Annotated in this window: 11 protein-coding genes and 2 tRNA genes; 7 read left to right on the top strand and 6 right to left on the bottom strand. The window is 69.8% G+C overall.

Translation table 11 applies throughout. From position 1 onward, the window contains the following. A partial coding sequence (locus ABYX71_RS07625; protein ID WP_372695913.1) for an alcohol dehydrogenase catalytic domain-containing protein occupies positions 1-814 on the bottom strand: 814 nt, incomplete at its 3' end. 194 nt (positions 815-1,008) lie between these two features. Between ABYX71_RS07625 and ABYX71_RS07620 the strand changes: the two genes are divergently transcribed. From ABYX71_RS07620 to ABYX71_RS07595, 6 genes are all read left to right on the top strand, one after another. Continuing rightward, complete coding sequence (locus ABYX71_RS07620; protein WP_372695912.1) at positions 1,009-2,679, top strand: amidohydrolase family protein; 1,671 nt, start codon at positions 1,009-1,011, stop codon at positions 2,677-2,679. A gap of 133 nt (positions 2,680-2,812) precedes the next feature. Further along, positions 2,813-3,226, top strand: coding sequence for a nucleoside diphosphate kinase regulator (gene rnk, locus ABYX71_RS07615; protein ID WP_372695911.1), 414 nt, complete (start codon positions 2,813-2,815; stop codon positions 3,224-3,226). A gap of 90 nt (positions 3,227-3,316) precedes the next feature. Beyond that, complete coding sequence (locus ABYX71_RS07610; RefSeq protein ID WP_372695910.1) at positions 3,317-4,117, top strand: class III extradiol ring-cleavage dioxygenase; 801 nt, start codon at positions 3,317-3,319, stop codon at positions 4,115-4,117. Positions 4,118-4,159: 42 nt separating this feature from the next. Further along, positions 4,160-4,999, top strand: a complete 840-nt coding sequence (locus tag ABYX71_RS07605) for an alpha/beta fold hydrolase (protein WP_372695909.1) — start codon at positions 4,160-4,162, stop codon at positions 4,997-4,999. A gap of 89 nt (positions 5,000-5,088) precedes the next feature. Next, a complete protein-coding gene (locus ABYX71_RS07600; RefSeq protein WP_372695908.1) occupies positions 5,089-6,303 on the top strand; it encodes an aromatic ring-hydroxylating dioxygenase subunit alpha in 1,215 nt (404 codons plus the stop codon). After that, positions 6,300-6,653 (top strand): hypothetical protein, encoded by a 354-nt coding sequence (locus ABYX71_RS07595; RefSeq protein ID WP_372695907.1) that lies wholly within the window; start codon positions 6,300-6,302, stop codon positions 6,651-6,653. Before ABYX71_RS07600 ends, ABYX71_RS07595 begins: the two co-directional genes overlap by 4 nt. Before the next feature lie 22 nt (positions 6,654-6,675). Here ABYX71_RS07595 and ABYX71_RS07590 read toward each other — a convergent pair whose 3' ends face one another. Continuing rightward, a complete protein-coding gene (locus ABYX71_RS07590; protein ID WP_372695906.1) occupies positions 6,676-7,920 on the bottom strand; it encodes a CaiB/BaiF CoA transferase family protein in 1,245 nt (414 codons plus the stop codon). A gap of 174 nt (positions 7,921-8,094) precedes the next feature. Between ABYX71_RS07590 and ABYX71_RS07585 the strand changes: the two genes are divergently transcribed. Then, entirely contained in the window at positions 8,095-9,681 is a 1,587-nt protein-coding gene (locus ABYX71_RS07585) for a class I adenylate-forming enzyme family protein (protein WP_372695905.1), read from the top strand. Positions 9,682-9,746: 65 nt separating this feature from the next. Here the strand turns inward: ABYX71_RS07585 and ABYX71_RS07580 are convergent. The 4 genes from ABYX71_RS07580 to ABYX71_RS07565 all read right to left on the bottom strand — a co-directional run. Beyond that, positions 9,747-9,820: transfer RNA gene (locus tag ABYX71_RS07580), tRNA-Cys, on the bottom strand. 53 nt (positions 9,821-9,873) lie between these two features. Next, a tRNA-Gly gene (locus ABYX71_RS07575) sits at positions 9,874-9,949 on the bottom strand. Between the two features lie 41 nt (positions 9,950-9,990). Continuing rightward, positions 9,991-10,557, bottom strand: a complete 567-nt coding sequence (pgsA, locus tag ABYX71_RS07570) for a CDP-diacylglycerol--glycerol-3-phosphate 3-phosphatidyltransferase (RefSeq protein ID WP_372695904.1) — start codon at positions 10,555-10,557, stop codon at positions 9,991-9,993. Beyond that, positions 10,557-10,766: helix-hairpin-helix domain-containing protein (locus ABYX71_RS07565; protein ID WP_372695903.1), on the bottom strand; the 210-nt coding region annotated here is incomplete at its 5' end. The genes pgsA and ABYX71_RS07565, both read right to left, overlap by 1 nt.

The raw sequence follows: 10,766 nt of genomic DNA, 5'->3' as shown, positions 1-10,766 counted from the left end.
GGGTGGCCTTGAAGGCGGTTTCGACCAGCTTGCCGATACCGACGACCTCGAAGGCGTAGTCGGCGCCGATGCCGCCGGTCAGCGCCGTGATTTCCTTGGCGGCATCCGTGCCGGGGGCAACGGTGTGGGTGGCGCCGAAGCGCTTGGCCATTTCCAGCTTTTCGGCGGAAAGGTCCACCGCAATCACCATGCGCGCGCCGGCGATGCGCGCGCCCTGCACCACGGACAGGCCCACGCCGCCGCAGCCGAACACGGCCACGGTGCTGCCGGGCTCCACCTGCGCCGTGTTGATGACGGCGCCCACGCCGGTGGTCACGCCGCAGCCGACCAGCGCGGCGGCCTGGAACGGCACGCTCTTGTCCACGGACACCACGCACGCTTCCGGCACCACGGCGTATTCGGCCATGTTGCCCAGGAAGGACATGGTGTACAGGCGCTGGCCGTTCTGGTGGATGCGGCTGGTGCCGTCGAACAGCGTGCCGTCCGGTGGGCTCACGGTGCACAGGAACGGCTGGTCGTGCAGGCAGTGAAAGCACTCGCCGCAGCGCGGCACGAACGACAGCACCACGTGGTCACCCGGCTTGACGGTGTGCACGCCGTCGCCGATCTGCTCCACGACGCCGGCGCCCTCGTGCCCGATGACGGCCGGGAACGGCTGCGGGATGGTGCCGTTGATGATGGAGATGTCCGAGTGGCACACGCCGCAGGCCTTCATGCGCACCAGCACCTCGCCGGTCTTGGGCGGGTCGATGTTGACGGTCTCGACGGCGTACTGGTGCTGGTCGCGCACGACCACGGCTTTCATGGACAGCATGGGCGGATCTCCTCGGGTCTTGTTGCCGCCGCGGCGGGGTAGGCCGGATTGTCGGCGGCCCGCGGGTTCGGGTCCAGCGCGGGCGACTGAACGATCGTTCTGGTGGTGCTAGCATCGGCTGGCAGACACCAATAGCGCGGCCGGGACGGCCGCCGCCCAGCCGCCACGGATGGCCACCTGGCAGGAGAAACGGCATGGCCTACGATCTCGTCATTCGCGGCGGCACGGTGGTGGACGGCAGCGGCGGCCCCGGTTTTGCGGCCGACGTGGCGGTCAGGGACGGGCGCATCGTGAAGATCGGCGCCGTGGACGGCGGGGGGACCAAGACCATCGACGCCACCGGCCGCGTGGTGGCGCCGGGCTTCATCGACCCGCACACGCATTACGACGCGCAGCTGTCCTGGGACCCGCTGGTCACGCCCACGGCCTGGCACGGCATCACCACGGCGGTGATCGGCAACTGCGGCGTGGGCCTGGCGCCGTGCCGGCCGGAAACGCGCGAGCACGCGCTGTGGGATCTGATCAACGTGGAGGCCATGTCGCGCGAGGTGCTGGAGGCGGGCGTCGCCTGGCAGTGGGAATCGTTCGGCGAGTTCATGGACGCGACGCTGAATCGCGGCAGTGCCATCAACCTCGGTTTCATGGTGCCGCTGTCGCCGCTGCGCACGTATGCGCTGGGGGCCGAAGCCAGCGCGCGCGCCGCCACCGCCGCCGAGACCGACACGCTGTGCGGCCTGCTGGGTGACGCGCTCGACGCCGGCGCACTCGGCTTCAGCTCGTCCCAGCAGCCGAACCACGTGGGCTACAACGGCACCCCGCTGGCCAGCCGCCTGGCCAGCAACGACGAATTCGCCGCCTACGCGCGCACGCTCGGCCGGCACGGGCGCGGCGGCATCGAGATTGCCGTCACCAAGAAGCTGGCGCACCTGGACGATGATGACACCGCCCTGCTGGAGCTGCTGTGCGAGCACAGCGGCCGGCCGGTGACCTGGCTGACGCTGCTGGATCTGAACTCCAGCCCCGGCTGCGCCTTCGCGGCCGTGGAGCGGGCAGGGCACCTCACCGCCAGGGGCTGCTACCCGCAGACGGTGGTGCGGCCGTTCATGGCCGAGGCGGACGTGCGCAACCCGTTCATGTTCGCGCCGCTGCCGGCATGGAAGGCGGCGTTCAACCAGCCGGTGGCGGTGCAGAAGGCGCTGTATGCCGACGCGGACTTCCGCCGCACCTTCCGTGCGGACATGGCCGAGGGCCGCTCGCTGGTGCGCGACTGGAACCACTTCGAGCTGCTGTCCGCCGACAACCCGGACCTTCAGCCGCTGCTCGGGCGCACGGTGGCGGAAATCGCCGCCGAACGCGGCACCGACCCGTGCGACACGTTTCTGGATCTGGCCATCGCCGACGACGTGAACACGCGCTTTCGGGTGGCGGTGGCCAACTCGGACGAGGCCAACCTCGCCCGCATGCTGACCGACCCGCGCATCCGCATCGGGCTGGGCGACGGCGGCGCGCACGTGGACATGCTGTGCGAGGCCGGCTACACGACCTACCTGCTCGGCTACTGGGTGCGCGAAAGACAACTGATGAGCCTGGAACGCGCCGTGCAGCGCATTACCTCCGAGGCCGCCGGCCTGTTCGGCATCCGCGAGCGCGGCCTGCTCAAGGAAGGCTACTTCGCCGACATCGTGGTGTTCGACGCGGCCACGGTCGGCTCGGACCGCCGCCCGCACCTGGTGGCGGACCTGCCCGCCGGCGGCAAGCGGATGATCGCCGAGGCGCGCGGCGTGGACTGCACCGTGGTCAACGGCCAGGTGGTGTTCGACCACGGCCAGCACACCGGCGCGCTGCCGGGCGTGGCGGTGAACTGATGCGCCGGGTCGGCGGGGCCGGGCCACGGTTGCTTTCCGGTTGCGTCGGGGCTAGTGTCGGGGCCTTCAACGTCTTTGTTCGCGGCGGACTGCGCACACGCGCTCCGCCGCGTTTTTCGTTTTGGGGCCCCGCATGAACGCGAACACACCGTCGATTATCCTGTCCTCGCACGACGTGAGCCGCCTCGAGCGCCTGCTCGAATCCGCCGCACCACAGTTCCGGGACACCGTCGAGGCGCTGGAGGAGGAGCTCGCCCGCGCCGAGGTGCGCGCGCCCGCGGACATGCCGCCGGACACGGTCACCATGAATTCGCGCGTGCTGTGCGTGGACGACACCAGCGGTGCCGAGCACGTGCTGAAGCTGGTCTACCCGCGCGATGCCGACCCGGCACAGGGCAATGTGTCGGTGCTGGCGCCGGTGGGCGCCGCGCTGCTCGGACTGTCGACCGGACAGGCCATCGACTGGCCGCTGCCGGGCGGGCGCAGCACGCGCTTTCGTGTGTTGCGCGTCACCGACCAGCCGGAGGCCAACGGCCGGCTGGACTGACGCGCACCGTCACGCGCGCCGTGGCCGCGCTGCACGCGCGTCACCGCGGCGGCATCATTGACGCTTTTCGAACACCGTCGGGACACATTCATGCCGCGCTTGCCCACGCTCTACATTCCGCACGGCGGTGGGCCGTGCTTTTTCATGGACTGGCATCCGGCCGGTACCTGGGACCGCATGGCCGCCTGGCTGCGCGGGCTGGGGGACACGCTTGGCCAGCGGCCGCGCGCGGTGCTGCTGATCTCCGGCCACTGGGAGGAGCCGCGCGTCGCCGTCAACGCGCAGGCGGAGCCGGAGCTGCTGTTCGACTACTACGGCTTTCCGCCGCACACCTACCAGCTCAGGTACCCGGCGCCGGGTGACCCGGCGCTGGCCGCGCGGGTGCAGCAGCTGCTCACCGACGGCGGCGTGCCGAACCGCGCCGAGACCGCGCGTGGCCTGGATCACGGCGTGTTCGTGCCGTTCCTGCTGGTCTACCCGCAGGCGGACGTGCCCATCGTGCAGCTGTCGCTGCACGACAGCCTGGACGCCGGCGCGCATCTGGCGCTGGGCGCGCTGCTGGAGCCGCTGCGCGACGAGGGGGTGCTGATCGTCGGCAGCGGCATGAGCTACCACAACATGCGTGGCCTGATGGGCGCTGGCAACCCGGGGCCGGATTCGGACCGCTTCGACACCTGGCTGGGCGACGCCTGCACGGCCGATCCCGCCGAGCGCACGCGCCGGCTGGCGCACTGGCAGCAGGCGCCGGCGGCGCTGGCCAGCCACCCGCGCGAGGAGCACCTGCTGCCGCTGATGGTGGCGGCGGGGGCTGCCGGCAACGACCCCGGCCGGCGGGTGTTTCAGGATCGGGTGATGGGCGCTACCGTATCGGCCTTCGCCTTCGGCCCCTGAGGGCGGCCGCCAACACATAAAAACCGCACAGGGAGGAAGAGGATGAGCGCACTGACCGAAGCAGGAACCAGCCGTTACGTCGAGGCCGGCGGCATGAAGCTGCACTACAACGAGGCCGGCAGCGGCGAGGCGGTGATCATGCTGCACGGCGGCGGCCCCGGCGCCGGCGGCTGGAGCAACTTCGCCAGGAACATCGGCCCGTTCGCCGAGCGCTACCGCACCATCCTGCTGGACTGCCCCGGCTTCAACAAGTCGGACACCATCCTGTCCAGCGAGCCGCGTGACCTGATCAACGCCCGCGCGGTGCGTGACCTGATGGACGCGCTCGACATCCGCAAGGCCCACCTGGTGGGCAACTCCATGGGCGGCGCCTCGGCCATCCGCTTCGCGCTGGAGTTTCCGGACCGCATCGACCGGCTGATCCTCATGGGCGCCGCCGGTGGCGGGCAGAGCCTGTTCCAGCCGCTGCCGCTGGAGGGCATCAAGCTGCTGTTCAAGGTCTACATGCACCCGACCCTGGACAACCTGAAGCAGATGATGAATGTGTTCATCTACGACCAGAAGCAGCTGACCGAGGAGATGATCCAGGGCCGCTACGAGAACATGATGCGTCGCCCGGAGCACCTGGAGAACTTCGTCAAGAGCGCGTCGAACCCGGCCAACGTGCTGAGCGACTTCACCGCGCGCCTGCACGAGATCAAGGCCAAGACGCTGGTGGTGTGGGGGCGGGATGACCGCTTCGTGCCGCTGGACCACGGCCTGAAGTTCATCTGGGGCATTCCGGACGCGCACCTGCACGTGTTCAGCCGCTGCGGCCACTGGGCGCAGTGGGAGCACGCCGACGCCTTCAACCGTCTGGTGTTCGATTTCCTGACGCATTGAGCAACGGGCCGGGTGACCTTCCGGGTCACCCGGCTGCCGCCAGGGGCGCGACAGACAGCCCCGGCGCCGGTTCGAGGAGGAACGAGCCGATGAGCAGTCCCGCCAATGGCAACCCGCGGCCGTTCGCGCCGCGCTACCCGCAGCTCGGCACGGGGCCGGTGCCGGTGACCTCGGCGGTCGACCCGGCGTATTTCGAGCTCGAACGCGAGCGCATCTTTCGCGGCATGTGGATCAACCTGATCCTGCGCGACAGCGAACTGCCCGAGCCGGGCGACTACGTGGTGCGCCATCTCGAAGCGCAGGACGCCACGGTGCTGGTGGTGCGCGGCGACGACGGCCGGCTGCGGGCCTTCCACAACGTGTGCACGCACCGGGGCAACCAGCTGGCCCCGCAGGGCGCCGGTCACTGCGCGGGATTTCAGTGCGGGTTCCACGGCTGGACCTTCGACACGCGCGGCCGGCTGGTTTTCGTCAGCGACGAGCAGCGTTTCCATGCGCTCGACAAGGCCGCGCTGGGCCTGCCGCCGGTGCATCTGGACACCTGGCGCGGGTTCGTGTTCGTGAACCTCGCCCGGCGTCCGGCACAGTCGCTGGAACAGGCCATGAGCGAGTTCAACGCCGACCTGAAGCCGTACCCGTTCGAGCGCATGGTGCTGGCCGGCCGCTACCGCTACACGGTGAACGCCAACTGGAAGGTGACCATGAACGCCTTCCAGGAGTCCTACCACGGCGCCTTCGTGCACAAGCTGTCGGTGGGGCAGTGCATCAGCCCGCAGGACCCGTACCTGGCGGTGCAGCGCATCAAGCTGCAGGAAAACGGCAACCAGTCGATTTCCGTGCACCTGGCGCCGCACGCACCGAGTCCGGCCGAGAAGCTGGCGTTCGATTTCGGCGCCACGTTCACCCAGGGCGGCGATGCCACCACCGCGTTTCCCGGCACCGCCCAGCACGAGGTGCGCGACTGGGGCTTCGACCTGAACATCATCTTCCCGTACTCGCGCATCAATGTCGGCGCCGGCTGGTATTACGTGGACGCCTTCTGGCCGGTGGCGCACGACCGGACCGTCTACGAGCTGGCCTACTACTTCCCCATGCCGCAGCGGGCGTCGGAAATGATCAGTCAGGAGTACAGCAAGATCGTGCTGCGCGACCTGTCGCGCGAGGACCTGGCCACCAACGAGGCCACGCACCGCTCGCTGCGCTCCGGCGCCATCGGGCAGATGGTCCTGTCGGATCAGGAAATCGCCGTGCGCCACCTGTACCACACGGTGGCCGCGCGCTGCGGCCGGGAGCTGGCCGGGTGAGTGCCGCCGGCCTGCCGGCGCCGTTCGGGCATCTGTCGCCGTGGCTGGCGTTTGCGCTGCCCAGCGAGGACGCCCGCATGCGCCGCCGCCTGGCGGCGTCCATGGACGAACTGACCGGCCTGTACCGGGCGCTGGTGGACGAGATGCCGGCCATCGCCGCGCACCTCGACCAATGGCCGCTGGCACAGCTGCCGGAACCGCAAAAGCCGCTGCTCTACCTGGCACTGGCGTTCATGGAGGCGGCCATGGCGGTGGAGGCGTTCCAGCAGCCGGGGCCGCCGCAGGCCACGGCGCCGGACAGTCTGGTGGTGTATCCGGGCCGGGCGGAGCGGCTGCTGGGCGGCAGCTGAACGCCGCCGCCGGCGGCCAGCGTCAGATGATGCCGCTGTCCCGCAGCTGCGCCAGCCGCTCCGGGTCCAGGCCCAGCCGGTCCCGGTACACGGCGTCGTTGTGCTGGCCAAGGTCCGGCGCCGGCCCGCGCACCCGCGCCGGGGTTCGGGAGAATTTCGGCACCACGCCGTAGGTGCGCAGCGTGCCGTAGCGCGGATGGTCCACCTCGACCACGCTTTCGTGCTCCAGGAACTGCCCGAAGCGCGCCACTTCCGCGTGGTCCAGCACCGGTCCGGCGCTGACGCCGGCCGCCTGCAGTCGCTGCACCACCGCGTCGCGGTCGAGGCCGGCGATCCAGTCTGCCGTCACCCGGTCCACGAACTGGCGGTTCCGGGCACGCGCCTGCATGCCGTTGCAGCGCGGGTCGTCGATCAGGTCCTCGCGGCCCATGACGGCGCACAGGCGCGGCCACAACGTGTCCAGGATGGCAAACAGGTACACGTAGCCGCCGTCGCGGCAGCGGTAGCAGTTCATGGGCGCGCCCATGTCGATGGTGTTGCCCTGGCGCGGCCACTGCCGGTCGGCGTTGTGGGCGGCCATGATGCGCTGGTCGCTGGCGTACAGGGCGGTGTCGGCCAGCGCCACGTCGATGTACTGGCCCTCGCCGGTCCGGTGGCGATGCAGCAGCGCGGCCATGGCGCCGATGGCACCCTGCCAGCCGGTCAGGTGGTCGATCAGATTGGCGGTGGAAATGAGCGGCTCGCCGCCGGCCACGCCGTTCATCGACATCATGCCGGACATGGCCTGGGCGACGGTGTCGACGCCGCGCATGCCGCGCAGCGGCCCCCACTGGCCAAAGCCGCTGATCGACACGTAGACGATGGCCGGGTTGAGCTGCCGGATGGCGGGGTAGTCGAGCCCGCACTGCTGCATGGAGCCGGGCGTGAAGTTCTCGACCAGCACGTCGGTGTCGCGCGCCAGATCGCGGAAGATCGCCTGGCCTTCCGGGTGGCGGATGTCCAGCGTCACGGCGCGCTTTCCGCGGTTGACGGACATGTGCCAGCAGGCCGCGTTGGGATCGCGGCCGTGGTCCAGGAACGGCTCCATCCAGCGGGTCATGTCACCCTGGCCGGGCAGCTCGCAGCGCAGCACGTCGGCGCCCAGATCGGCGAACACCGTGCCCACCACCGGTCCGGCCACCGCCTGGGTCACCTCCAGCACGCGGTAGCCGGCCAGCGGGCCGCGGCTGTCGGGGTCGGCGTCGGCATAGAACTCGTCGCGCGTCATGACGTTCCTCCTGCGCGCGGCCCGTGTCGGCTTGGGCACAGGGCCGCAGTTGACGGTGCCCCGGGGTGCTGAGCACCATGCATCCTAAACGAACGATCGGGATTGTTGGTGGCGGGCGCCGCCGGTAGCGAACCCGGGGGTGCCGGTGTTGGTATCGGACGGGAGGGAAGCGTGATGGCGACACGTGACGTAACCACGCGGGACATGCTGCACCGGGCGGCGGACTGGTTCCCGCAGGGCGAGCGGGTGGTCGATGGGCTGTTTCGCTACAGCTACCCGCAGCTGCGCGAGCAGGTGCAGCGATGCGCGGCGCTCTATCACACGCTGGGCGTGCGCAAGGGCGACCGGGTGGCGCTGATGACGGTTGCCTCGGTGCAGCACGTGGTGGCGCTGTTCGGGGCCATCGAGATCGGCGCCATCCCGGCCGCGCTGCACGTGCGCGAATCGCTCGGCACGCTCAGCGCGGTGGTCGGCCAGTTGTCACCGCGGGTGCTGGTATACGACGGCGCGTTCGCCGCCATGGCCGACCGGCTGCGGCAGGCGAATCCGCTGGTGACCGGCTTCGTGCGCGTGGTCTCGCCGGCCACTCCGCCCGAGCAGCGTGAGTCGGGTGACGATCCCGTCCTGCCGCGCGACCTGGCGGACCATCGGCTCGATTTCGAGCCGATGGAACTGCACGAGCACGACATCGCCATCATCGCCCTGTCGTCGGGCACCACCGGGCTGCCCAAGGGCGTCATGCACAGCAACCGCAGCCTCATGGAAAGTGCCCGTGGCGGCAGCTACCTGTGGCGCATGATGCCGGCCGACGCCATGTGCAACATGCTCTCGACCGCGTTCATCGGCTGGTACAACGTGACCTTGCCGGTGCTCAATGCCGGCGCCAAGGTGGTGTTCCTGCCGCAGTGGGATCCGGCGCAGTTTCTCGACGCGGTGCAGGACGAGCGCTGCACGCATGCCTTTCTGGCGCCCACCATGTGGCGCATGCTGCTGCGCCACGGCCTGGAGAGCCACGACCTGTCGTCCATCACCTCGGCGGGCTTTGCCGGCGAGCCGATGGACACCGCCACGCTGCGCGAGATCAAGCAGCGCGTCTCGCGCAACATCTTCAACATCTACGGCAGCACCGAGTCGGGCTCGTGTTCGGCAGGCACGGTCATGTTCCCGCACGACCTGGAGGACGAGGCGCGCATCGAGAGCGTCGGGCGCCCCATGCTCAACGGCGATGTCCGCGTCATCCGGCCGGGCGGCAGCGCCGACGACGTACTGCCGCCGGGCGAGGAGGGCGAGGTGCTGGTCCGCGGCCCGTCGGTGGCGGTCGGCTTCTGGTACCGGCCGGACCTGGCGCGCAAGGTGTTCGAGGGGCCGTGGTGGCATTCGGGCGACATGGGCGTGATCGACGCCGACCGTTACCTGTACCTGCGCGGACGGATCGACGACATGATCATTTCCGGCGGCATCAACATCCTGCCGAGTGCGGTCGAGGATGCCGTCATGCGCCATCCGGCGGTCAGCGAGGCGGCGGTGATCGGCGTGCCGGACGCGCGCTGGGGCCAGCGCGTGGTCGCCTGCGTGGTGACCCGCGCGCCGGTGACGACCGAGGCACTCGATGCTTTCGTGCACGAGACCGACCTGGCGCCGTATGCCCGCCCGCGCGAGTACCGCTTCATGGACGAACTGCCCAAGGGCAACACCGGCAAGGTGAGTCGCAAGACGTTGCGTGCGCACCTGGCACAGGACGCGCCGCCGGCGGCCGGGTGAGGCCGGTGTCGAGCCGCCGCATCGCCGCGCTGGCGCCCGGGTCGCCGGGAGAAGGAATCAGGATATGGAGGCTAGGGCCGGAATCGAACCGACGTACACGGCTTTGCAGGCCGCTGCATAACCACTCTGCCACCTAGCCGGGTCCAGAAACGACTGGCCGCGCACGGGGCGCGGCCAGTCATCTTGAACAATTGGAGCGGGAAACGAGGCTCGAACTCGCGACCTCAACCTTGGCAAGGTTGCGCTCTACCAACTGAGCTATTCCCGCCCGAAAGGGAGGCGAATTGTGGGGTCCGGGGGTGGGGTCTGTCAACCCTTTCGCAGGCTTGGCCAGGCGGCCTTCAGGTAAAGCGCCATGGACCACAGTGTCAGCGCGGCGGCGACGTAGAACAACAGCACGCCCAGGCCGAACACGGGCGCCCCGAACAGGGGGTGTTCCCACAGCATGAGCGTGATGGCTGTCATCTGCAGCGCGGTCTTGCTCTTGCCCACCACGGACACGGCCACCCGGCCGCGTTCGCCCATTTCGGCCATCCATTCGCGCAGCGCCGACACGGTGATTTCGCGGCCGATGATGACGATGGCCGGCACCGCCACGTACGGGTGGGGGTGGCCCTTCACCAGCAGTACCAGCGCCGCCGCCACGATCAGCTTGTCCGCCACCGGGTCCATGAAGCGGCCGAACGCCGATGTCTGGTTCCAGCGCCGGGCCAGGTAGCCGTCGAGCCAGTCGGTGGCGGAGCTGGCCAGAAACAGCATGGCCGCCGCCGGGCGGCCCCAGCTGGTCGGCAGCACGTAGCAGATCACCACCAGCGGGATGGCGCCGATGCGTGCCAGGGTCAGTACGTTCGGCAGGTTCAGCAGCTGCCCGCTCATCAGGTGAGTTCTCCATGCAGGGCGTCATAGACGGATTGCGCCAGGCTGCGGCTGATGCCGGGCACCTGGGCCAGGTCGTCGACGCCGGCGCGGCGCAGCTCCTGCAGACCGCCGAAGCGTGTCAGCAGCAGACGGCGCCGCTTGGGGCCGAGTTGGGGGATATGTTCCAGCGGCGAGGTGTTGCGCGCCTTCTGGCGCCGGCCGCGATG

It is taken from the genome of Immundisolibacter sp. (assembly GCF_041625615.1).
In the GTDB taxonomy this organism is placed as follows: Bacteria; Pseudomonadota; Gammaproteobacteria; order Immundisolibacterales; family Immundisolibacteraceae; genus Immundisolibacter.
This window is presented reverse-complemented; position numbering and strand designations above follow the sequence as displayed.

Coding starts and splice junctions, on each gene's coding strand:
- ABYX71_RS07600 (WP_372695908.1), top strand. CDS start 5,089: ATGAGCAGTCCCGCCAATGGCAACCCGCGGCCGTTCGCGCCGCGCTAC.
- pgsA (WP_372695904.1), bottom strand. CDS start 10,557: ATGAGCGGGCAGCTGCTGAACCTGCCGAACGTACTGACCCTGGCACGC.
- ABYX71_RS07605 (WP_372695909.1), top strand. CDS start 4,160: ATGAGCGCACTGACCGAAGCAGGAACCAGCCGTTACGTCGAGGCCGGC.
- ABYX71_RS07610 (WP_372695910.1), top strand. CDS start 3,317: ATGCCGCGCTTGCCCACGCTCTACATTCCGCACGGCGGTGGGCCGTGC.
- ABYX71_RS07590 (WP_372695906.1), bottom strand. CDS start 7,920: ATGACGCGCGACGAGTTCTATGCCGACGCCGACCCCGACAGCCGCGGC.
- ABYX71_RS07585 (WP_372695905.1), top strand. CDS start 8,095: ATGGCGACACGTGACGTAACCACGCGGGACATGCTGCACCGGGCGGCG.
- rnk (WP_372695911.1), top strand. CDS start 2,813: ATGAACGCGAACACACCGTCGATTATCCTGTCCTCGCACGACGTGAGC.
- ABYX71_RS07620 (WP_372695912.1), top strand. CDS start 1,009: ATGGCCTACGATCTCGTCATTCGCGGCGGCACGGTGGTGGACGGCAGC.